General features: G+C 58.3%; 20 protein-coding genes and 5 pseudogenes. 6 read left to right on the top strand and 19 right to left on the bottom strand.

The window, feature by feature from the left end:
* Window positions 1–375: DUF2167 domain-containing protein (locus HGP14_RS26465; RefSeq protein ID WP_168832855.1), on the top strand; the 375-nt coding region annotated here is incomplete at its 5' end.
* A 475-nt stretch (window positions 376–850) separates the two neighbouring features.
* On the opposite strand, the gene HGP14_RS26470 is transcribed toward HGP14_RS26465, so the two are convergent.
* The 5 genes and pseudogenes from HGP14_RS26470 to HGP14_RS26490 form a co-directional block, all read right to left on the bottom strand.
* Complete coding sequence (locus HGP14_RS26470; protein WP_168832856.1) at window positions 851–1,867, bottom strand: NAD(P)-dependent oxidoreductase; 1,017 nt, start codon at window positions 1,865–1,867, stop codon at window positions 851–853.
* Window positions 1,864–2,880, bottom strand: coding sequence for an amidohydrolase family protein (locus HGP14_RS35730; RefSeq protein WP_312862190.1), 1,017 nt, complete (start codon window positions 2,878–2,880; stop codon window positions 1,864–1,866). The genes HGP14_RS26470 and HGP14_RS35730 overlap by 4 nt, the downstream gene beginning before the upstream one ends.
* Before the next feature lie 18 nt (window positions 2,881–2,898).
* Window positions 2,899–4,092: pseudogene (locus HGP14_RS36745) on the bottom strand (MFS transporter); the annotation flags it as partial.
* 130 nt (window positions 4,093–4,222) lie between these two features.
* On the bottom strand, window positions 4,223–4,912 hold the full coding sequence (locus HGP14_RS26485) for an RraA family protein (protein WP_168832859.1): 690 nt from the start codon (window positions 4,910–4,912) through the stop codon (window positions 4,223–4,225).
* 28 nt (window positions 4,913–4,940) lie between these two features.
* Window positions 4,941–5,813, bottom strand: a complete 873-nt coding sequence (locus tag HGP14_RS26490; protein WP_168832860.1) for an NAD(P)-dependent oxidoreductase — start codon at window positions 5,811–5,813, stop codon at window positions 4,941–4,943.
* Window positions 5,814–6,177: 364 nt separating this feature from the next.
* On the opposite strand from HGP14_RS26490, the gene HGP14_RS26495 reads away from it, so the two are divergent.
* Entirely contained in the window at window positions 6,178–7,065 is an 888-nt protein-coding gene (locus HGP14_RS26495) for a LysR family transcriptional regulator (protein ID WP_168832861.1), read from the top strand.
* Window positions 7,066–7,629: 564 nt separating this feature from the next.
* On the opposite strand, the pseudogene HGP14_RS26500 reads toward HGP14_RS26495, so the two are convergent.
* Window positions 7,630–7,823, bottom strand: a pseudogene (locus HGP14_RS26500) (DDE-type integrase/transposase/recombinase); the annotation flags it as partial.
* A gap of 266 nt (window positions 7,824–8,089) precedes the next feature.
* Between HGP14_RS26500 and HGP14_RS26505 the strand changes: the two are divergent.
* On the top strand, window positions 8,090–9,307 hold the full coding sequence (locus HGP14_RS26505) for an IS110 family transposase (protein WP_168832959.1): 1,218 nt from the start codon (window positions 8,090–8,092) through the stop codon (window positions 9,305–9,307).
* Between the two features lie 233 nt (window positions 9,308–9,540).
* Here HGP14_RS26505 and HGP14_RS26510 read toward each other — a convergent pair.
* A pseudogene (locus HGP14_RS26510) lies at window positions 9,541–10,040 on the bottom strand (IS6 family transposase); the annotation flags it as partial.
* A gap of 595 nt (window positions 10,041–10,635) precedes the next feature.
* On the bottom strand, window positions 10,636–11,631 hold the full coding sequence (locus HGP14_RS26515) for a 3'-5' exonuclease (RefSeq protein WP_409527105.1): 996 nt from the start codon (window positions 11,629–11,631) through the stop codon (window positions 10,636–10,638).
* A 235-nt stretch (window positions 11,632–11,866) separates the two neighbouring features.
* On the opposite strand from HGP14_RS26515, the gene HGP14_RS26520 reads away from it, so the two are divergent.
* Genes HGP14_RS26520 through rsgA form a run of 3 tightly spaced genes read left to right on the top strand, consistent with a single transcriptional unit; the run spans window position 11,867 to window position 13,130 of the window.
* Window positions 11,867–12,043, top strand: coding sequence for a hypothetical protein (locus HGP14_RS26520; protein WP_168832862.1), 177 nt, complete (start codon window positions 11,867–11,869; stop codon window positions 12,041–12,043).
* 17 nt (window positions 12,044–12,060) lie between these two features.
* A complete protein-coding gene (locus tag HGP14_RS35740; RefSeq protein WP_246704590.1) occupies window positions 12,061–12,336 on the top strand; it encodes a hypothetical protein in 276 nt (91 codons plus the stop codon).
* A gap of 35 nt (window positions 12,337–12,371) precedes the next feature.
* Window positions 12,372–13,130 carry a ribosome small subunit-dependent GTPase A gene (gene rsgA, locus HGP14_RS26525; protein WP_312862191.1) on the top strand — a complete coding sequence of 253 codons (759 nt, stop codon included), beginning with the start codon at window positions 12,372–12,374 and terminating at the stop codon, window positions 13,128–13,130.
* Window positions 13,131–13,220: 90 nt separating this feature from the next.
* Here the strand turns inward: rsgA and HGP14_RS36505 are convergent.
* From HGP14_RS36505 to HGP14_RS26575, 11 genes and pseudogenes are all read right to left on the bottom strand, one after another.
* Window positions 13,221–13,469: pseudogene (locus HGP14_RS36505) on the bottom strand (hypothetical protein).
* Window positions 13,470–13,764: 295 nt separating this feature from the next.
* Window positions 13,765–14,076 (bottom strand): type II toxin-antitoxin system RelE/ParE family toxin, encoded by a 312-nt coding sequence (locus HGP14_RS26530; RefSeq protein ID WP_168832863.1) that lies wholly within the window; start codon window positions 14,074–14,076, stop codon window positions 13,765–13,767.
* Window positions 14,073–14,324, bottom strand: a complete 252-nt coding sequence (locus HGP14_RS26535) for an antitoxin (RefSeq protein WP_168832864.1) — start codon at window positions 14,322–14,324, stop codon at window positions 14,073–14,075. Before HGP14_RS26535 ends, HGP14_RS26530 begins: the two co-directional genes overlap by 4 nt.
* Before the next feature lie 305 nt (window positions 14,325–14,629).
* Window positions 14,630–15,096, bottom strand: a pseudogene (locus HGP14_RS26540) (IS3 family transposase); the annotation flags it as partial.
* A gap of 38 nt (window positions 15,097–15,134) precedes the next feature.
* The gene (locus tag HGP14_RS26545; RefSeq protein ID WP_168832865.1) at window positions 15,135–16,151 is read right to left on the bottom strand and encodes an ABC transporter substrate-binding protein; all 1,017 of its coding nucleotides are present in this window, start codon (window positions 16,149–16,151) and stop codon (window positions 15,135–15,137) included.
* A gap of 77 nt (window positions 16,152–16,228) precedes the next feature.
* A complete protein-coding gene (locus tag HGP14_RS26550; protein ID WP_168832866.1) occupies window positions 16,229–17,575 on the bottom strand; it encodes an amidase in 1,347 nt (448 codons plus the stop codon).
* An 11-nt stretch (window positions 17,576–17,586) separates the two neighbouring features.
* Entirely contained in the window at window positions 17,587–17,967 is a 381-nt protein-coding gene (locus HGP14_RS26555; protein ID WP_168832867.1) for a cupin, read from the bottom strand.
* A 26-nt stretch (window positions 17,968–17,993) separates the two neighbouring features.
* Window positions 17,994–18,920, bottom strand: a complete 927-nt coding sequence (locus HGP14_RS26560) for an ABC transporter substrate-binding protein (protein WP_168832868.1) — start codon at window positions 18,918–18,920, stop codon at window positions 17,994–17,996.
* 58 nt (window positions 18,921–18,978) lie between these two features.
* Window positions 18,979–19,809 (bottom strand): ABC transporter permease, encoded by an 831-nt coding sequence (locus HGP14_RS26565; protein ID WP_168832869.1) that lies wholly within the window; start codon window positions 19,807–19,809, stop codon window positions 18,979–18,981.
* 28 nt (window positions 19,810–19,837) lie between these two features.
* Window positions 19,838–20,620 carry an ABC transporter ATP-binding protein gene (locus HGP14_RS26570; RefSeq protein WP_168832870.1) on the bottom strand — a complete coding sequence of 261 codons (783 nt, stop codon included), beginning with the start codon at window positions 20,618–20,620 and terminating at the stop codon, window positions 19,838–19,840.
* 14 nt (window positions 20,621–20,634) lie between these two features.
* Window positions 20,635–21,627 carry an ABC transporter substrate-binding protein gene (locus HGP14_RS26575; RefSeq protein ID WP_168832871.1) on the bottom strand — a complete coding sequence of 331 codons (993 nt, stop codon included), beginning with the start codon at window positions 21,625–21,627 and terminating at the stop codon, window positions 20,635–20,637.
* Window positions 21,628–21,647: the final 20 nt, after the last annotated feature.

The raw sequence follows: 21,647 nt of genomic DNA on the forward strand, positions 1-21,647 counted from the left end.
GCCCGCCTCGTGCTCCTTCAGAATGCCGATAATCTGTTCGTCTGTAAAACACTTGCGCTTCATTCCCTGGTCCTCTCAATGGGCCAGAGCTTACTTCAAAATGGATCATTTCAACGGGCAAGGTCAGTGGACCAGGTTGTCACTGCGTACACGCCCAAGACGGGAAACGCCTATTTTGAAGCCCAGAAGGGCGACAAAATTGCAGCGTATGGCGCCATGACTGTTTTTGCGGGTATTCTCGGAGTTAAGTATGGCAAGGCGGTTGGCGCGGGTGCAATTGCTGTCGCCCTCATATTCCTAAAGAAGCTCTGGTTCATTCTCTTGCTACCGCTTGTCTGGCTGAAGAGTCTGTTCGGCAAGAAGCGAAATGAGTAGTGGTTCCCTCTATTCCGAGGGCGAACTTGAGGAAATGAGCCCTAACGGCAATTCCCCGGGAGAGCCGCGCGAGCCTGGCTGGGCATATGGGTGCTGGTGGCGCTCGCTATGCTCGGAGCGATCGTCGGCGTCATCGCCAGTTTGGCGAGGCTGTTCGGTTTCGTCGGCTGAAGCTCACGGTACGCTACCAGACCGGACCATCAACGGAATCTAATAGTTTTGCACCATGGACGAAGTGGCGCAGCCCGTTGGGCGCGCTGCGTTGTTCCAATCATGTTGCGGGATTTGGAGGTTGTTCCTGCGCATGAGGGGCGACAGGGCTCGCTTTCCGTAGGGCGGGCCCTCGTCCTCTGACTAACCTCTGAAGCAAAATCTGGTTGGACTGGACGCCAAATTGGAGTGACCCCCGTAAGGCGGCCGCGGTCTTGCAAGCACAGAAGGAAGCCTTCAATACCATGATTTTCGCCCGATCAATTCAGAGTTCGGGTGGGCGTTCGACCGTTTCGGCCAGCCGAATTAAACGTGTGGCGAACGGACCGTTGATCGCGCCCTGCGGAATCTCCCCCCTTACAAGGCGAGCCATTTGTTCCACCACATCCTCCGCCTGATACCTGCGCGCCTCTGCCGTAACCCCTCCGATGTGCGGTGTGACGACGGCGTTATCTCGATTGTGGAACCGCATTGTGGGTCTCTGATCCGCGCCGAGCCCGACATCCAATGCTGCGCCAGCGATCTCGTGGGTGTCGAGGGCATTCGCCAACGCATCCTCGTCGACAAGGATGCCGCGCGACAGATTGATAAAATAGGCGCTTTCCTTCATCGCCGCGAATTGAGCGGCGCCGAAAAGGCCTGCCGTCTCGGTATTGGCGGCCGCGAGACAGACGACGAAATCCGAGATGTCCAACACACCCGGAAGATCCAGCTTCTCCACGGATGGGGTCGTCTCAACCGGATGTGGGTCATAGGCGACCACCCGCATTCCCAAGGCCAGTGCTATTTCCGCCAGCCGACGGCCGATCCGTCCGAACCCAACGATGCCGAGCGTGCGGCCACGGAGCTGAAGACCGAGCCGAATGGGCATGGCCGAAATGGACTGCGCTCGGCTGTAGCGGGATATCCCGCGAGCCAGGTCAAGCATGAGAGCGACCCCAAGTTCGGCAACAGCGTCGGAGAACCCTGCTGCGGCCCGCGTGACAAGGATTCCATGCTTTGACGCAGCGTCGATATCGATCGTGCTGACATCCACCGCCGACCTCATGAATGCGACCAGCTGCGGAGCGATCTCGAACGTGCTTGCCAGACCCGGAACAGACCGATGCGCGATGATGATCTGGCATCCTTCCGCAGCTTTTGCCAGCTCCGCTCCGCTCTGGGTATCGCGTTGCCGGTTGTGGACGAGATCCGCGAGCCGCCCAAGCGCCTCGACACAGTCCGGAGGAAACGCGTTGCCGAGTTCGTCTGGCGTATGGGTAATGTAGGCGCGAAGTCTCAAGATGCAGCATCCGTTTGATCGATTTGCCGGGCAGTTGCAGGAAACCCGTATAGTTTGCACGGATTTTCGACGAGTATTCTCCAGCGCAGATCGTCCGAAGGCGCCCAGGCTCCGAGCATATTAAACAGGGCGACATCATCTGGAACAGGCATCTCCCCGGCAAGTGCGGCGGGATGCGGCCAATCAGTCCCCCACAAAAGCCGCTCCGGCGCCGTTGCGATCCAGGCTTGTGCAATCGCCGCAGTGTCGGAGTAGAACTCCGGCCCCTCACGGCTGTCCAGATAGACGCCCGAAAGCTTGATCCATGTCTTTCCGGCGTCCACCAGGCGCCGCAGGTCATTCCATGACGAGTCGGTCAATCCGGCAGGCTGCGGCAGGCGGCCCATGTGGTCGATCACGACCGGAACCGGCAGAGCCAGCAGCCGGTGCGCGAGTTCCGCGACAAACGGACCGCGCGCATTCAACTGCACATGCCAGCCAAAGGGTTCAATCCGGCGTGCCAACGCCTCCAACGAGTCGATGCTCGTGTCGACCTCTCGGGCCGGACTGAACCGGATTGCGCGTACTCCCAGGTCATGCATACGAACCAGCTCTCGCTGGCTCGTATGCTCGGTAATCACGGCGACGCCTCTTGCACTCGACCCCAGCAGATCCAGGTGATGAAGCAGGCAGGCGTTGTCGAAACCGTAGGTCGAGGGCTGAACGACGACGCAGCGCTCTAGACCAAGCGCCTCTTGCACGTGCCGATAGCGTTCGAGCGTCATTCCTTGCGGTTGAAGCTTGGCCCGTGGATCTGCGGCAAACCGATCGTCGTAGAGATGGATATGGCAATCGACGGATCCGGAGGGTGCTCGCCAATTGACATCCGAGCGCTGCACGACACTCATTTCACGCGGTCCCTCATGCCCAGCGCATCGACCGTGAGCGCAAGGAGCCCGCCCAGGAAGACCACCACGGAGAGGAACACAAGGGGCATAGACATGGCTTCCGGTGTAGTTCTTGATCCACCCCATGACGAAGGGCGCCACAAAGCCGGACAAATTGCCGAGCGAACTGACGAGCGCGAGCCCTCCGACGCTGACGCCACCGCTAAGCCCCTCAGTCATCAGCGAGAGAGACGGGCCCTTGACGGCATAAATACCTATACCGGCCACCGCAACCATCGTCATCTGTGCGACCAAGCTGTCGCTGAAGATGCAGGAGGCCATAGCGCCAGCTGCGAGAAAGCAGGGAATTGCCGTGAACCAGCGCCTTTCGAGCTGACGATCGGACAAATAGCCCCAGGCAACCATGGCCAAGCATCCAAGTGCGAATGGAATAGCGGTCAACAAACCTACAACCAGATTACTGACACCGAATCCCTTGATGATCTGCGGCAGCCAAAAGCTCAGACCGACGCTGGATGCCGTGGTGGTGAAGTAAAGGAGCGCATAGAAAAGCACACGGCGATCGGCAAGCAGGCCAAGGCCCAAACCATGTCGAGAGACATAAGCGCCTTGGACATTTTCCCGATCCAGTCGAGCCTGCAGGATCTGCCGCTCGCGAGGGCTCAGCCATCTGGATTGAGCCGGGCGGTCCTCGAGATAGTAGAGGGCAAACACACCGAGCAGGACCGCAGGCAACGCCTCAAGAACATAAAGCCACTACCAGCCATGCAGGCCGAGGACGCCGTCCATGCCGAGGATTGCGCCCGAGATCGGTCCGCCTATCACACTGGACAGCGGTATCCCGACTTGGAATGTGGCGATGATGCGCGCGCGATACGCCCGCGGAAACCAGAATGTGAGGTAAAGAAGCACGCCGGGGAAAAAACCGGCTTCGGCGGCTCCCAGAATGATGCGGACGAAATAGAAGGAATATGGTCCGACCACTAAGGCCATCGACGCGGCGATCAATCCGAAGGTGATCATGATCCGCGCAATCCAGAGGCGCGCGCCAACGCGCATCATGATCTTATTGCTCGGATATTCGCACAGGAAATATGCCAGGAAAAAAATGCTCACGCCGAAGGAATATTGTATCGTGCTTATTCCGAGGGCCTGGTTGGCCGTAATCGAGGCGAAGCCTAGGTTGACGCGATCGAGATAGGCAAGAAGCTGTGCAGCGATCAGAAGCGGAACGAGCCGCACTGACAGTTTCCAAACGATCGCCTTAATCTCGGTATCCGTTTCATCAATATTTTTCGCCGCAATTGCCGCGTCTGAAATTCCATTTTGGCTCAACATCCAAACCTCCTCCTTGATATTACTTCCGAGGCCGACATAAGCCCGTCGGCAGGGCTCCGCAGATTGGTATGCGCGTCTGGTGGGCAGTGGATTGCGCAATACGCAACCACCTGCCCAGCGCACGTCTCCTTCAGTGGTAACTGTCTTCGATGATCTCGCAGCCTTTGGCCGCCAGTTCCTTGTCGATCCAGGACGTGTCAATGGTTCCGGCGAGGATCGACTTCATCTTCTCCGCTTCAGCCGCTTGCTTTTTCTTTGCCTTTTCCACGATGCCGGCTGCATCCCCGGGGCGAACGACCACCACGCCATCGTCGTCGCCGACCAGAATATCGCCGGGCATGATGACGACGCTGCCGAGCGAAATCGGCACGTTGATTTCGCCAGGTCCCTCCTTGTACGGCCCCGCCGGCGTAACGCCAGCCGCAAAGATGGGCAGTTCCATCTCGCGAAGCGTAGCGAGGTCGCGAATTGCGCCGTCAATGATGATGCCGCCGAGTTTCTTTCTTGCGGCGGTCTGCATCATCAGTTCGCCTGTGATCGCATTGGTGATATCGCCATGCGCATCGAAGACGATCACGTCGCCGACTTCGGCCATGTCCAGCGCCTTGTGAAGCAAGAGATTATCGCCGGCGCGCGACTTCACAGTGAAGGCTGGTCCGAAAAGGTTACCCTTGCTGATCTTGCGGATGCGAGCGTCGACCATGGAGGCGCGGTTCATGCAGTCGCCGATGTTGGCAACGGGAAGGTCCTTGAAGCCGTCGACCAGGGCGGCAGGCGGCCGATTGATCTTTGTAAAAATACGGAAGCCGGGATTCGGCATGACAGTCATCCTTCTGCTTTCGGTGTCTCTAGGCGTTCAGCACCGAGAATATCTCGTGATAATCGACAGGCGGCTTGCCCCGGAAATGCTCCTTGAAGCGGTGCTCGACGCACCAGGCGAGCTTTGCCTTTGCGGCGCGAGACATGGTGTCATCGACACCGAGGCTCCGCAGCGTCGCGATCACCTCGTCCATTTCGTGTTCGCGGCGCTCGGCATGGATGACACCTCGTGCAATGAGGTCATTGGCGTTCCGCAAGAAATCTCCGCCGGTGATCGTATCGCGGATCGAGGCCAACACGTCGTCCTCGAGCCCAAACTGGCGACCGGCAATCACCGCCTCGAGCAACAGCATCACGTAGCCCTTCATGAAGATGCTTCGGAACATCTTCGACGCCGACGCCTTGCCGGCGGGGCCGGCCAACGCTGTCACGCTCATGCCGTAGCCGTTGCAGAATTCCGCGAAGGTGCTCGCGCCTTTTCCCGACGCCAGCATCGGCACTTTGTGACGGTTGCCGGGTACTGTTCCCATGACGGCGACGTCCACGAATGTCGCATGCGGCGAAACGACCCTGTCGACCGCGACCTTGGTGTCCGGCCCTGCGGAGTTGATGTCGACATAAAGCTGGTCTGGCCTCAGCAGGGGCGCGCATTGCTCGGCGATCGGAAGTGCCAAATTGGCGCTGATCGAACAGACGACGATATCGGATTTTTCGACCAGATCCTGCAGTGTCGGTTCCAGCACGACATCGGCTTTGGCCGCGCGCGTTTTAATGAGTTCGGATTGCGGCACCTTCTGCCAGGCCGCATCATAGGCGCGGATTCCTTTCAGGCCCTCGCCGCGCAATCCCTCGGCAATGTTAAACGATGCCTCGCCAAAACCGAGGAAGCCGATCGTCTTCATCGTGTCGAACCTTTCTTGTCAAAATTGAAGTGCGGCCAGCACCAAGAGGCTGGCCAGGGAGCAAAATCCCCGGCGCTCCGCCGCTGAGAAAATCTCGATGTTCGTCCATCAGCAGGAACAGAGAGGCTATCCGCGGCCTGCTCCCGTGGTTGCCGAGCCCCGCTCGGCCGTTACTGAGTCCTCCGTGCGACGACCGGTCCCGGCCACCATCGCTTTGCAGGTCATCAGCCCGGCACGACTCATAACCAAAATTTCTCGACCAGCCTTTGGAAAAGCTGCGCCGTTGATTTCTGCGACTATTGACCGATAGAAACCGGGGCGTCTATTGGTAATATTTCAAGTACTCATTACTTTCAGTTATCAAATGGACATTCGCGATATTCGATATTTCCTAAAGGTGGCAGAGTACTGCCATCTCGGCAGGGCTGCGGAAGAACTCCACATCTCCCAGCCGGCGCTCTCGAAATGCATCAGCCGGCTGGAACAATCCTATGGGGTCCAGCTGTTCGACCGGGTTGGCCGACGGATCGCGTTGACAGAGTCCGGACAGCTGCTGCGCGAGCGGTATCAACTCCTTCAACAGGATCTGCAGGAGATCCAGCGCGAGGTGTCATCATATCGCAGCGGCATCGCCGGCGTGGTGCGCGTCGGCTGTGCAGCATCGATTGCCTCGTTCGTTTTGCCGGACGTCTGCCGCTCGATGCAGGAGAAGGCACCGGACCTCCGGCTGCAGATTCGTGTCGCCATGGACGATGTGCTGCAGGAGGCGTTGAGAGCTGGAGCGATCGACATCACGATCAGTCCGCACCGTACCGATGAACCGGACGATGCGATCGTATCTAACCGCCTCCTGTCGGATACCGTAGTCGTTGTGGCCCGACGCGGTCACCCTCTCGCAGGTCGCCAGTCGTCACTACGGGAAATGTCCGAGTTCGGCTGGGTATTGCCAACGCCATCCGTCTCTACCCGGCAGTGGCTCGACGCCGTCTTCGTCAAGGCAGGTCTACCGCAGCCAGAAACGATCATATCCGCGTCTCCCCTGGTCGCTGCACCCGCTATCACGGTGAAGACCGATCTCTTGAGTTTCATGTCGCGGCGAAATCTCCAAGTAGGCGAGATTGAAGAAGTCGAAAACGCGGCAACGACCTTGCACCGGTTCTTCGATATCGCCCATCGGGCCAGAAGCTTTATGTCGCCTGCGGCAAGGTATCTTATTGCATTGCTGGAGCGCGAGGTGGAGATGATCGCTTAATGCTTGCGGCGAGAAGGCTTTGGATGGCAGATGCAAACGCTGAGGCTGTTCGTCGGCAAGGTCGTGAGGTGTATCAAGTGCGCAGAAGCGCCGCTGGCGATAATGGTGGCTGAACGCTCTAGTTCACCTGCCGGACACGTCAGTTTATGGCTTACAGCAGAGCTGCGGGCAGACCACCCAGAACCATGCATCTTCTGGACGGCGTAACGCTGGACGGGGTCGTCATGCTCTCTGACTATGCGGGGGCCGCCGACGGACCTCGTCCGTCGTTGTGACGCGGCCATGAACAACCTGAACGATGGCACATCCTTGGTTTGGTAAAAAAGATGCTCCTTCAAGATCAGACGTCTAGCGGAGTTGACTTGCTCTCCATAGGCGATGGGGTGAATTTTCCTCGTAGCCGAGCTTGTCGAAGCTTGCGACCTCCAGCATAGCCCCCATGGTGCCCGAAAATAGGTCCAGTCGAAGCCCGCCAAGGGGCTGTCTCCATGTGCTCGGCCCGGTGGATATTTTGGTTCTGTCGTAAACCCGCATTGAAGATGCGAAATGCCGTCCGACCGATGGTCATGCAGTAAGGATCTCGAATTGCTCTGCGATCGATGGCGCTGGAATATTGGCGTAATTCGCCTGTCGTTTGCGCATCATGTGGACCAATTCAATGCCTGACAAAATGGTCGCGGCTGTGGCCCTGGACTTAAAACCGAGCATCGGTCTGACCGTCGCTTGATCCGTCGGTGATCCTGCTCGATGCGGTTGTTATCAGGCATGAATAGGCGCGACGCGCCAATCCGCATTTTCCTGCCCGGATGGATCGGGTACCCTCGGCCTACCGGGATTGGGGTGTCGGGAGCACGCATGGCGGGCAGGCCGAAGTATCTCATGAGCTGCGAGCTCGAGTTGTTATCTGGCCGCCCCCTTCGACTTGCCCGGTTGCGCTGCGAGCGCGGATCCGTAGTTGTCGTGTAGCCCGCCGGCTCCCATGGTTGCTGACCCTGGAAAGGAGCCGGGAATGAGAATCATTGCTCTGGATGTCCACCGATCATTCGCTCAAATGGCAATCCTGGAGAAAGGCAAGATCCGGGATGCCGGGAGGGTCGATCTCGAACGCAGCCGCCTGCTGCAGTTTGCCACGACGCTCAAGCCGGATGACGAGATCGTCATCGAAGCGACAGGCAATACGAGTGCGATCGTGCGATTATTGTTGCCTTTTGTAGGCCGAGTGATCATCGCCAATCCGATTCTGGTCCGGGCCATTGCCTGGGCCAAGGTCAAGACCGACAAAATTGACGCGGCAGTGCTGGCCAAGCTCCACGCGAGTGGCTTTCTACCCGAAGTCTGGATGCCGGACGAGGAAACCGAGACGCGCCGTCGCGTCGTGGCGGAACGAACGCAGCTCGTCTCTCAGATGACCCGTCTCAAGAACCGGATCCACTCGGTTCTGCACGCCAACCTGATCCCGCCTTACAAAGGCACGCTGTTTTCGAAACGCGGCAAGGCTTGGCTGGTAGCCCAGCCGCTTGCCGACGATCAGCGGCGAGTCGTCCTGCGCCATGTCGGAGAACTCGAGCGCCTTGGTGGTGAGCTTGCACAGGTTGACAGGAGCCTTGCGCAGACGGCTCTCCGGGAACCTCGGGTCAAGCGACTAATGACGATCACCGGCATCAATGTCACGGTGGCACTGAGTATCGTGGCAGCGATCGGCGACATCGAGCGGTTCTCTTCTCCGGAAAAGCTCGTCAGCTACGTCGGGCTCAACCCGCGGGTCCGGCAGTCCGGCGACAGGCCGGCCTACCACGGCCGCATCACCAAACAAGGCCGAACCCACGCGCGATCGATGCTGGTCGAGGCGGCATGGGTCATTTCTGGCGTGCCCGGCCCGCTGCGCGCTTTCTTCATGCGCATCCGCGACAAACGCGGCAAGCATGTCGCCGCAGTCGCAACGGCACGGAAACTCGCGATCATCGTCTGGCACATGCTAATGAAGGAAGAGGATTATACCTGGATCCGCCCGGCGCTGCTCCAGGGGAAACTGCGGCATTTGGAACTGACGGCAGGTCATCCTTCTCACCGCGGCGGCAAGCAGAAGGGGTCGGCTGCAGCCTACAGCAACAAAGCGGTGCGCGACAGTGAACGGGAAATGATCGGCCAGGCGGAAGATGTTTACCGACGCTTTGTCGCAGCGTGGAAGCAGCGACCACCGAACAGGTGCCCGGGTGCCGCCAATGAGGTGCGACAAACGTAAGCTGCGCGACAGGGTTGCAACCTCGGACCTGTGCTTCGCCACGGGGTCACCCGAGCCGCTGCAGCATAGCAAAATCACCGGTGGCACGCCACTTCAAGCAATGTCACAGACGCGGGTCTGTTGCCTGACGTTTACCTCAGCGATCCACCATCAATGAGCGGCAGCATCGTCAGCCAAAAGCCTTCTCGTCGGATAAAGAATTACCTTGTCAATTACATCCGTACATCCGTGCGATATTGGCTCCGCCAGATACGGATCGGCCTCAGTATTCGGCCCGATCGATCCCGTAGCCTGTTTTCATCATCGCAGGCGATGATGGCCGCGCGGTTTGTTGGGCTGCCGTCAATGACGATTAGATCAGGTCGACCATGGCGCTCCAACGCCATACAAACGAAGCGTTTGGCAGCCAAAAGGTCACGGTGCTCGCTGAAGAAGAATTCGACGGTGTCACCAACGCCGTCGATGGCGCGGTAGAGATACATCCAGTGACCGCGAACCTTGATGTAAGTCTCATCCATATGCCACTGGCCAGTGACCGAACGTTTCCGCTGATTGAAGCGCTCGAGCAACAATGGCGCAAAACGTACGACCCGCCGATGAATCGTGGAATGGTCGACACAAAACCGCGCTCGATCATCATCTCTTCCAAATCGCGCAGACTGAGATTGTAAGCCAGGTACCAACGTACGCACAGCAGGATCACCGAGCGTTCGAAATGACGGCCTTTGAACATCGAAGAGCTCTCCCGAAATGGAAGAGCCTTCATGCCTCAGTGGTGGTTGACGATAAGCTTGCGACAGAACCTTTCCAGAGCTGTAGCGGACACGCTGTATCGTCAATTGGCCGACGGTTTCAAACCTTGCTGGATCAAGATCACCGGAGTTGACCTGCGGAGATACATGAATGGTCCGTGGGCTAACGAGACCTCGGTGATGCTCCGTGAAGCGCGCTGACCGCGAGGCAGTTGCCGATTAGGCGCTGCTTATCGAGCACAGCGAGAGGATCGAGCTCGGATGCATACGCGACCTGTAACGCTTTCCCGGATCCCAGCAAAACAACAGAAACGAAAAAAGCCTGCCGCGGGAGGAGGTGCGGCAGGCTTTTGAAAAATTCGAACAGCGATTGGGAGGAGGAGTATCGCTGTTCCCTCAGGCGTCCCTTGGGAGGAGGAACGGTCCGCCTGAAAATACGAAGCTTTGCGGGAGGAGGTGCATCGCTTCGTTGGAGTTAGTTATACGGGCTCGCCGGAAAACGCGAAAGATGCTGCGCCGCAACACAGACATGCGCATCATGCATAGGCGCACGAGCTTGTGCCCAACTCCCAGCCATTAAGCCCTGAAGCGGTCGAATGCCGTCAAATACCGGGTCGGCGGATCCGCCTCAGGATAGCGATAGATCTCGCTTCTCAGATAGCGAAGCTCTTCTTCAAGTTCAGGTTCATCGACTTCGATCCACCAGGACTTGGGCCTTCCTTCACTTCCGTCCGACCATCGATAGCCGCGTGCCTTCAGGTGATCCTTGAGATCGAAGGGGCTGTTCTCGGCGAAAATCCGGACCCGGCATCTCTGGCTTGCCTCATAAAGTTCGGCCAACGGCGTCACCATTTCAGCGCCCGTATCCCGAACGAGCGCTTCCAGCAAAGCAAAACAGTCATCCACCGCTCGATGGCCGTCGTGAAAGAATCCTGCCTGGCCGATCAGATAGCCGAGCTTCGTCCCCTCGAAACCGCGCGAAGACCAGTCGATCTCGGTGTTCGAACATGCCCACGCCTTGTTGGAAAATAGTGAGGAGAATGTTTCGCAGAACGGACGGTCGAACCCGGCATTGTGGGCAATGATCAGGTCCGCCGGCTCGATCAGCGACCGCATAGCCTCCATATCGATCGTCTGCCCCGCGACCATCTCGTCGGTGATGCCGGTCAGCCTGGTGATATCGGGAGGGATCGGAACGCTCGGCTGTCGAAGGCCACCGTAGACCCCGGTGACGTCGCCAATCCGACCCTCGTCATCGAAGGAGAACGCGATCGCGCCGATTTCGATGATCTCGTCCTTGCGGTGATTGAGCCCCGTCGTCTCCGTGTCGAGGATGACGCCGAACATCGGAAACTGTGGCCGGAGCGTTTGGGCGACCTGCCGTGGTGGGAGCTTGTGCAAAATACGATAGCGGCCGGTCGCCGTCAGGTGCGAGACCATGTCCGCCTCATCCATTATCCCGGCAGGCCTCTTCGAAGGCCGGTCGGAAACGGGGATGGCCTCGCGAACGGGCAGCACCTCCGCAAACATGTCGAATTGGGCAGGCGTCACGAGAATTTCCGGTCGGGTCATCGCTGGAGACTTAGCATGAAGGGGACCCGCCGTCATTACCGCAAGCATCTGTGAAAGCGGGCAAGAAATAGCTCAGGTAAAATTATTCTCCACTTCCTCCGCTTTGAACGCAATCGAACCGGCGATGGCTAATCGTCTTTTGCGTAAGCACCTGATAGATCACAGACCGCTGAGTATGAGCTGTCTGGCACCATCTTCAGAGTAGAGAAACCTCGGACCGGACTGGAGACTATTGATGGGTTGGAAAACACCGAAGATTGAATACGTGAATGGTTATAAGATTGTTGAAGTTGATGGGCCTACCTTCAAAGTCTACGATGGCGACCGTCAGTTCGGGGATGATTTCCCCTATCCCGGCGAGGCTGCTGCTTACGCAACCTCTTTGCCAAAACGGGATCATCCACGCAGCTAGGCGAGAAGCCGCGGAAAATGATTGAAAAACCCTTTATGGCAGCCTTACCGTATGCGGAACAAGATTTGACCAGCTCCCACCCTTCTTCACCGCTGGAACTGCTTGGGTGGTCTGAATTCTTCGCGGATCAGGTCCAGCCCGGCGAAGCGCACCTGATCCCCAGACGCGTCGCTTCAGTTCACCGGGCACGCATCGAGGCGATCGATGTCACCGGGCCTGTCGGACTGAAACGTCCAGCCAATACCAACACTGCCGACCACGCGGTAACGACTGGGTTCTTGCCGATCCACTGACTGACATACTGATCAGCCGTCTTGACCGAAAAAGCATCTTTCAACGACGCCAGGAAGGCGGACGTGGCCAGCAACTTGTTGCCGTCAACGTCGATACCCTGTTGATCGTGACCTCGTGCAACGCAGATTTTAATCTTGCTCGGCTGGAACGTTACCTGATCATGGCCAACCAGGCCGGGAGCAATCCGGTGATTGTGCTGACGAAGGCTGACACCGCGGAAGATGCTGGCGTGTTCCAGGCTCAAGCCGAGGCTCTGCAGCGTGACCTGTCTTGTCATTGCCTTGAATGGGCGCTCCGCGGACGCCGTTTTCCTGTTGGGGCCCTGGTGCGGCGTTGGCCAGACGTTGCGCTGGTGGGATCCTCCGGTGTCGGAAAATCGACGCTGGTGAACACCATGACTGCGCCTGAATCCGACACAAACCAGAAAACCGGCACTATCCGCGAATACGACGCGCAGGGTCGACACACTACCACGGCGCGATCGCTGCATGCTATTTCAGGCGGCGGCTTTGTCATAAACACCCCGGGAATAAGAACGCTATACTCGAGTGATGTCACCGATGGTATAGACACTCTCTTTGCGGAAACAACCGATCTGGCGCCGCTTTGCCGATTTCGCGATTGTACACATGCCCATGAACCGGGGTGCGCGGTTCAGGCAGCTGTCTCAAGCGGTGCCCTGCTCGCCGATCGCTTGGAACGCCGGCCGGCTCTGGTTACAGAAAACCGCGACCGAACACCGGTCGTAAGCGGACTACGTGGCAACAAGATCGTTCGCAAGAAGAAATATTGAGAGTTTTGATCGTTTGCGTCGGTGCTCATCGGCGTTAGCCACGATCCGCCGCCTTGGTGAATTGACTGGCTGTGGTCACCGCGTCAGGACTCAATGATTGGGATAGCGGTCAAGAGGAAGAAGCTGGAAGCGGCCGCTCCCGCTTATAAGGGGTATGTCTTTGAACAACCGCTATATGAGGCGCGGTCGCAATCCTTGCCTCTCATCGATGAGGAGAAATGACATCCTCTTTATCTCGATCGTGATCACGCCTGCATTGTCATGGCGACGATAATTCCCCGAATCGATCGCATGGAATCCGTTTTCCACCGCCCAGGCGGCTATCATATCCGCGTTCATCAAGGTCCTGCTTTAGGAGATTCGGACGTGCTTTCTCTAGCTGTCCCGCTCGTGCAAATCGCTTTGCAGTCCTACGGATACCGTAACTGAAACGCTCCAATCCAGCTAAATCCGTCCAAGATTACAGTTCCCGCTTAGGTGTTGCGAGAAAGACTCGCAGCAATCGGTACGACTCTGCCGTGGCCCCGCCCGTTTGGTGCTCTTGAAGGGATCTGAACTAGCGATCCCCTTTGGACCACTCGACAACAACGATTTATTGGCCCTACGCTCAGGCAATCTCGCCTTCGTCCAAAAATCATTCGTTCAGACGACCAGCCAAACGCTTCATGAGATCCATTCGTTCATGAAGAATTGCCACGATGAGGGCGGGCCCATCCCCTCGAAGCAAACAAAAGACGTAGTGATGTTCGCATCGCGCCATTCGTAACGCCGGATAAAGCGCGCTCATATCCTTGAAAGGAGCTTTGCCCTCGGCAAGGTTAGCGATACCGCGCTCCAACGCCGAGACGTAGCGGCGTACCTGGGCGGCACTCCATTGAGCGCGGGTGTAGCGGATTACCGAACGTAGATCCGATTCCGCCTCTGCGGTAAGAATGTAGGCCGTCAAGCGCGACCCTCGGCAATCTCCTCGTCGAGGATCTCACCTACGGTTTTGGTCGAAAGTTTTCCGGCGAGCCCGTCGTTGATGCGCGCGTTCATCAATGTCTTCAGCTCCTCCCAGGCTCGTTCTCCATCTGTGTCGCCGGGAAAGAGGCGCTCAAGTGCATACTGCTTGATTGTCTTGCCTTGCAAAGCGGCCAGCGCCTTTAAGCTTTGATGTTGCTGGTCCGTTATGTCGATCGTCAATCGGCTCATCTAACGTGTTCCTAAACTATGAAACCCCACATTAACACATATGTGGGTATGTGGCCACCGCCGTGAAGCTCTGATCCGATGTCGCTTGGACGGACCTGCTATCTCGAAGAAGATGCCGACCCGCCTAGCGGAGCCAAGGACCTAACCTGCACCCTCGTTGCCGATAGCACGACGACAGCCCAGAGCGGCGTGGCGCTAGGCGTCAATCTCTTGAGGTGGGAGTTAGTGGGCCATGATGCGCCCTTCGACGACCTCACCTTAAAATGCCGATGAATGGCCTCAACGGCGAGGACCTAGACGGAAACCCAGCCGGTCACACAACAGGAATATAGATCGACGACGGCGAGATAGGCGAAGCCCTCACAGGTCCGGATATAGGTGATGTACGTGACCCACGCCGTGTCTGAGCCTCGACGTCGAACTGCCGGTCGAGCGCATTATCTACGACGACTGAAGGCCCGCCGCCGTAGATGCCGGGACGGCGTTTGTAGCCAATCTGCGCCTTGATCCCGGAAAGGCGGGTCAGATGCGCAATCCAATTCGGACAGCACATCTCGCCCTGATCGAGAAGATTGTCGTGCAGCTTGCGATAGACGTTACCGCTTTCCTCCCACGCCTTCAGGAGCAGATCGGTCTGTCGCTTGTCCTCGCTGGCTCGCCGGCTCAACGGGTTCTTCCCCCAGGCATAAAATCCGCTCGGATGAACCCGCAAAAGACGGCACATCGTCCGCCCCGAGAATTGCAAGCGATGCAGGGCAATGAACGCGTACGACGACAAACGTGGGAATGGCCCCGAACTGATGCTCAAGATCAGCTGGTCCAGAGCTTGCTGAATTGCGTCGCGACTATCTCGTCTGGATCCAGCTTTCGCTCTGTCAGCCCATTGGCGCCAGCGAACCTGTTAAGCCCTTCGATTGCCTCCGCCCCGATGTCCGCAGTGTAATAAGGACTATCCCGGGCCACGAGGGTGGGAATGAGTTCGGTCTGATCCTTAGGGAAGAGGAGGTCGGCACCCACCTGTCGTGCGAGGGATGCGTCCGCTTTCAACGCCTCCTGTGTCGCCCGTATTGCGCGGATGGCGGCGGCGGCAATTTCAGGTTCATTCTTGATCAGCGCGTCTGTGACTGTGAGGGCAGCGAAGTTGTAGTATTGCGCTCCGCGCGGTCCATCGCCACGTCGCAGATCGAGATGCAACTTGGCGAGACCGGCCTTCTCTGCCAAGGCAAGCCGCATGCCATTGCCCCAAAACGCATCCGCATGGTTTTGCTCGATGGCTTTGACGCCATCGAGACTATGCCATTCCGACTCCGACGCTAGGCTCTCGACGATCTGCACGTCATCCAGGTTCAAGCCCGCCTCCATCAGCATGTGTCGCAGCGCCGTCCGGGGAAACTTGAACGAGGATGCTATGCGCAGACCCTTAAGGGCAGCGACGTCACCGCGAGGAATGTCGATATCCTTGCGGATACCCATGAACCAGTAGGAATATTGCGCGAGGGCGCATAAGAGCTTGGCGCCTTTCCACATTGGAAAGGCTCGCGTCGCCGCGAACGCCGGGCCGCCAAAAAAGTGGATTGAACCGTCTTTGAGTTTCTCTGGCCCGCTTTTAGCGCCATATTCCGGCACGAATTCTACATCGACGCCCTCCGCCTTGAAGAACCCCAGTTTTACGGCCGCCGTCGCGACGAAATATGAAGGGGAATCCACATCAGCAACCATCAACCTATACATTTTACCCTCCAATAGCTTCAATCTTTTGATAGCTCTAACTTTTTGCGGTTTCGAATTAAGGCTGGCGCCTTGCCGTAGGCGCCACCGATCTTCCAAGGCGGGTCAATTGTCGGGTCGCAAATTGAGATTGAGCGACCAATTTATCCGCGCAGACGTGCAACTTCCCGACGCCGTTATCGCAACAGGTTTTCAATCCCGGAACTCACACTGAAGACCGCTGTGTCGTGTCCTGGCAAGCCTGCAATCGTTAGACCCGTGGGTGCGTCGCCTTGTCTGTGCATTGGAATTGAGATAGCGCATCCATCCAACAGATTGATCGTCGTTGAGTTTCTGAGCACAAGAAGATTCTGGTCGGTGAACGACTGGTCGTCGTTCAGCTCCGAAATCGCCGGAGCGACTATCGGAACGGTGGGGAAGAGGATGGCATCGAAGTCTCGGATCCTTCGGGTCACACCGGCGATGTAGGCTTTGCGGGCAGCCTGTAGATCTATGTAGTCTGCGGCAGACATCTGCTGGCCGCGCTCAATCCGCATCTTGATGCGCGGATCGTAGCGATCCGGATACCGGTTCAACAAGTCGCGATGCCAAGCAAAACTTTCCGCGGCGGCAAAGCCGCCCTTGGCATTGATGCGGGCGATATCGGCAAATTCGGGGATGTCGATCTTCGTGATCCTAGCACCGGCTCTCGATAGAACGGACAAAGCGCGATCGAAGTCGGCGGAAACCGTCGCGTCCATCCGGTCGAGGACCAGCGTGTTCGGCACGGCAAGCCGTAATCCTTCGATGGATGCGCGCACAATATTTCCAAGCGAGCTGTCGGCGATAACAGCATCCAACGCTGCGCAGCAGGCAACGCTCCGGGCCAGCGGGCCGACGGAATCGAGACTGGTCGACAGCGGAACTGCTCCATCTGTCGGCACGCGCCGTGCGGTCGGCTTGAAGCCGACAATGCCGGTAAAGGCAGCCGGAATCCGGCATGATCCGCCCGTATCCGTGCCGAGGGTCGCATATGCCATTCCGTCGACGACCGACACGGCGCCACCGGAAGTCGAGCCACCAGGAACGCGCCCCGTTTTCCTGTCCCAAGGGTTGCGTGGCGTATCGAAATGCGGATTGAGACCCAGGCCGGAAAAAGCGAACTCGCTCATGTTGGCGCGGCCGATCAATACGAAACCGGCACTGCGGAGACGTGCCACAGCCGGCGCATCCTCCGTTGCAGGCTTCGCCTCCGACAGTACTTTGGCGCCAGCTTTGGTGACCTGACCCCTAACGTCGAACAGGTCTTTGATCGATATGGGAATGCCGGCGTACCGGGAGGGTTCCGCGCCTACCGCCCGAAGCCTGTCCATTGCATCTGCCTGAGCGAGCGCAGTTTCTCGATCGGCCGCGATGAAGGCCCGCCGACCCTCACCCGCCGGATCTTCAATCCTCTGGAGGCAGGCTTCGACAAGCGCGCGACTCGTCGTCCTGCCATGCGCCAGATCTTCGGAAAGGCTTTTCAAAGTGGCATTGGGGGACATCGCGCTACGCCTCAAGCCGGATCGAAATAGTGAATTTCGAGGAGCAGGCAGCCGGTCTTCGACAGGAAGGGACCATGGAATGCGCCCGGCGGACGGCAGGCATAGGTAAAGGGCGCGAAGGCTTCTCCGCCCTGCCCGTTTTCGTCGTTACCGACAGTCAGATCACCGGAGACAAGGAAGACCTCTTCCCAATAATCGTGAACGAAGGGCTTGGTCGTGAAGGTGCCGGCGTCGAAACGCAGCAGGCGTGTGCGACTGCCTTTCTTGTTCGTCTCGTCCAATGAGCCGGATATGATTTTCTGCTGGATGCCGGAAGGATAGCCTTGTGGTACTTCCCAGCCGGAAGACATATCCAACGTATGAAATTCGTCGTGTAATTTATTGATTGCCATGGATTCATTTCCTTTCGTATTGCGAATTACGCAGCGTTCCAGAAGTGGCTGAACCGGGTCGCCACGATGTCGTCATAGTCGACGTCGTTCTTGAGAAGCCCGAGATCGCGTGTGAAGCGGTTCATCCCCGAAACGGCCTTTTGGGAGATCCGTGGGCTGTAATAGGGAAGATCACGGCGGATCAGCTCGGTGATGAGACCCGCCTCGGTTGGCGGGAAGAGCGCCTTGCCTGCCGTCCCCGCCCGTCCGACGTCGGCCCTAAGAGCCTTCTGCGTGGCGACGATGCCCTTTACCATGGCCGCGGCGGCTTCCGGCTTCTCGGAGATGAGACGGTCGCTGGTCGCAATAGACGAAAACGTATAGTCGAAGCAGCCTGCGGGTCCGTCGCCGCGGCGGACATCCAGCACGACCTTGCCGACGCCGCGTGTCACGGCCACTTCCGTGCCCATGCCGTTCGCCCAGAAGCCGTCGATCTTGCCTTCTCCTAGCGCTTTCGCCGCAGTCAGCCCGAAGTTGACACCGGCACCAACTGCGCCCGGTACCGGCGCAATGGTAACCTCGTCGCGCTGTTCATCGATACCGGCAGCCTTCAGCAGTTCCTTCAAGCCCATATCGACCCAGGGGGCCGCACCGATGCGCTTGCCCTTGACGATGCTGAGATCACCTTCCACGGGGTTGAGATCGGCGCGCATGACAAGAAACCAGTACATGCCCTGCGCCTGCGCGCAGAGAAGCTTACAGCCCTTCCAGTCGGGAAATGCCGCAAGAGCCGAATGGGCAGATCCGCCAACGAAGTCGACTTCGCCGTCGCGGAGCGCTTCATACGCTTTGCTCACCGGAAAAATCAGTTCGAGGCTGATATCGAGGCCGAGGTCTCGAAGGAGCCCTAGTTCGACTGCCGCGGCGGCGGGAAAATATGAATTGGAAATGAGATCGGGGACAGCGATACGCATGGTCCTGCTCCAATTTCTGTTACAGGTCTATCGGAATGAGATGAAAGTAGCGGATCGCTTAATTGCGATCCGTCAGTTCGTATTGCCACGGCGCCACCCAGCGCTCGACGAGGCTCACGAGGCCGTTGAGCAGCGTCGCCAGGATCATCAGGACGAAGATCGGCACGAACATTGTCGCCGTGTCGAAATTGTTGGCGGAGTTGATGATGATGCCGCCGAGACCCGAGATCGCGGTGAAGAATTCGGCGATCACCATCGCTACCACGGCGCGGCCGACGGCAAGCTTGATGCCCGTCATGATGTAGGGCAGCGTCGCCGGCAGCACGATCCTGCGGATGATCACCGAATTCGGAGCCACCAGGGCACGGCCGACTTCAATCAGCGTTTTCGGCACAGCCCGAACGCCAAGCCACGTGTTGATGCAGATCGGGAAGACCGACATCAGGAAGACGATCGCAGCCTTGACCATGAAGCCCAGTCCGAACCAGAGGATCAGCAGCGGGACAAAAGCAACGAGCGGCATCGCGTTGCCGGCGGTGATGTAGACACCGACGGCATTTTCGAGAATGCGTGACCGACCGATGATGAGACCAAGCGGCACGCCAATGACGATCGACAGCGCAAAGCCGACGGCAAAGGCCTGCATGCTCGTCATCAGCGCTGTCGGCAGCTCTCCGGAAACAAGAAGTCCCCAGAAGGCGATCGCGATTGCGGATGGGTAGGATCCGAAGATCGGATTGATGTCCTGACCGAAAATCTGCCAGACGGCGATAATAACCACGAGCGAGATCGTCGTGATCATCCAGCCGGGCATCTCTCGGGGCTTTGGAGGCTCGATATCGTCTTCGGCAGTTTGCTGCGTTTCCGATCGAAAGGCCGGTGTTGCCATGATGCTGTTTCCTTTCATCGTTCAACCTTCAGTGCACGCTATCGGGCAGTTCGTGGAGCGCGCGCCAGATCCGGTAGCGCGCCGCCGCAAATTCCGGCGAACCGCGCAAGGCCCCGAGGTCGCCTCTCGGGCGGGGCAGGTTGATGTCGATAACTTCCTGAACCGTGCCGCTGCGCATGACGATAACGCGATCCGCCAGAAGCACGGCCTCGTCCAAATCGTGGGTCACGAACAGGATCGTCTTGTTCGTTCGTGCGTGAACTTCCAGAAGCTCGCTCTGCAATCCTTCCCGCGTCTGGGCGTCGAGAGCGCCGAAAGGCTCGTCCATCAGGAGAACAGACGGATCGATAGCGAGAGCGCGGGCAATGCCAACGCGCTGTTTCATGCCACCCGACAATTGGTGTGGCCGCCGGTCGGCTGACTCTGCCAACCCGACCAGATCCAGGTAGCGCATCGCGGTTTCCTGCAGCTGCGCGCCGCGCATTCCCTTCATTTCCAGGCCGAACATCACGTTCTGCAGGGCGCTCAGCCACGGCAGCAATTCTGCATGCTGGAAGACAAGGCCGCGGTCATGGCCGCAGCCGTTGACATCGCGACCATCAACGACCACGCGGCCGCGCGTCGCCGATTCCAGTCCCATGGCGATCCGCAAGGCAGTCGTTTTCCCGCATCCACTGGGTCCGATGAGGACGGCGATTTCACCGTCCCTGATGTCGATATTGACCGATGATAGGGCCCTTACCGTTTTGATTTCATTGTTGATGCGCAAGTTGAAACGCTTGGACACATCGACGAGGCTGACTTGGCCCATCTTCGATCCCCTTGTTACTTTTTGACGAGCGCCAGCGCCTGATCACGGGCGCTGGTATCGATGAGCTTGGTGAGGTCATTGGGCGTCTTAAGGTTCTTGGTCTTGACGAGCAGATCCTGCATCCAGCTAAGCTTTTCGGCGGAGACAGGCATCGTGCTGTCGACCGCATGGTATTTCTGCACTTCGTCGAACATATCGGCGGCGCGCGTATCGTTTGGATCGGCCTTGGTCAGTGTCTTGGTCAGCGCGATCGACTCGTCACGATGATCGAGCGCGTATTGAACGCCTTGCATCTGCGCGGCCAGATAATGCGCGAGCTCATCCTTGCGGGTTTCGAGCGTCTTGCTGGTCACATAGGTGCAGAAGCGCAGGAAGTTCGGGGCCACGTCCTGAGCGTGGACGAGCAGCTTGACGTTGTGTTCCTTCGCGAAGTCGATGAACTCGGTCGAGGCGGCGGCGGCATCGACGACCCCTGTCGTCAATGCGCGCATGCGATCGACATCGCTACCCATCTGCGTGAAGCTTACCGACGACGAAGCAAGGTCGTTTGCCTGAAGAACGGCGCGAGTGATCAGATCCGGCAGCGAGCCGGGGCCGGAAATCGCCAGCGTCTTTCCGGACAGGTCCTTGGCGGAGTTCAGGCTCGGCTTGGAGAAGATCGCGTAGGTCAGACCCGGCCAATAGCAGCCGACGATCTTGATGTCGGCGCCGCGCGAGGCTGCCAGAAGCGGGCCGCCCGGGCTGCCTTCATAGCTGTCCAGTTCACCGGCGATGAGAGCCTTGAGCGCCAGCGCGTCTCCGGTGAACTGCATGACATTGAGATCAACGCCCTGGCCTTTGGCGAAGCCCTTGTGATCGGCCATCAGCACGATCCCGGCATCGCTCTTGGCCTGGACGATCCCGTGGCGCCACGGCTTTGCATCTTCGGCAGAGGCTGTACTGAATGCTGCACAGGACAGCGATGCGGTTGCCATGAAGGCGATGATGTTTCTGATGCGGTTATTCATGTTCCACTCCTATTTTTATA

Source organism: Rhizobium sp. P32RR-XVIII, from assembly GCF_012641395.1.
GTDB lineage: Bacteria > Pseudomonadota > Alphaproteobacteria > Rhizobiales > Rhizobiaceae > Rhizobium.

Excerpts from the sequence above, each read along its gene's own strand:
- HGP14_RS35730 (WP_312862190.1), bottom strand. The coding sequence starts at position 2,880 with ATGGGGTGGATCAAGAACTACACCGGAAGCCATGTCTATGCCCCTTGT.
- HGP14_RS26485 (WP_168832859.1), bottom strand. The coding sequence starts at position 4,912 with ATGCCGAATCCCGGCTTCCGTATTTTTACAAAGATCAATCGGCCGCCT.
- HGP14_RS26490 (WP_168832860.1), bottom strand. The coding sequence starts at position 5,813 with ATGAAGACGATCGGCTTCCTCGGTTTTGGCGAGGCATCGTTTAACATT.
- HGP14_RS26495 (WP_168832861.1), top strand. The coding sequence starts at position 6,178 with ATGGACATTCGCGATATTCGATATTTCCTAAAGGTGGCAGAGTACTGC.
- HGP14_RS26515 (WP_409527105.1), bottom strand. The coding sequence starts at position 11,631 with ATGACCCGACCGGAAATTCTCGTGACGCCTGCCCAATTCGACATGTTT.
- HGP14_RS26520 (WP_168832862.1), top strand. The coding sequence starts at position 11,867 with ATGGGTTGGAAAACACCGAAGATTGAATACGTGAATGGTTATAAGATT.
- HGP14_RS35740 (WP_246704590.1), top strand. The coding sequence starts at position 12,061 with ATGATTGAAAAACCCTTTATGGCAGCCTTACCGTATGCGGAACAAGAT.
- HGP14_RS26535 (WP_168832864.1), bottom strand. The coding sequence starts at position 14,324 with ATGAGCCGATTGACGATCGACATAACGGACCAGCAACATCAAAGCTTA.
- HGP14_RS26550 (WP_168832866.1), bottom strand. The coding sequence starts at position 17,575 with ATGTCCCCCAATGCCACTTTGAAAAGCCTTTCCGAAGATCTGGCGCAT.
- HGP14_RS26555 (WP_168832867.1), bottom strand. The coding sequence starts at position 17,967 with ATGGCAATCAATAAATTACACGACGAATTTCATACGTTGGATATGTCT.
- HGP14_RS26560 (WP_168832868.1), bottom strand. The coding sequence starts at position 18,920 with ATGCGTATCGCTGTCCCCGATCTCATTTCCAATTCATATTTTCCCGCC.
- HGP14_RS26565 (WP_168832869.1), bottom strand. The coding sequence starts at position 19,809 with ATGGCAACACCGGCCTTTCGATCGGAAACGCAGCAAACTGCCGAAGAC.
- HGP14_RS26570 (WP_168832870.1), bottom strand. The coding sequence starts at position 20,620 with ATGGGCCAAGTCAGCCTCGTCGATGTGTCCAAGCGTTTCAACTTGCGC.
- HGP14_RS26575 (WP_168832871.1), bottom strand. The coding sequence starts at position 21,627 with ATGAATAACCGCATCAGAAACATCATCGCCTTCATGGCAACCGCATCG.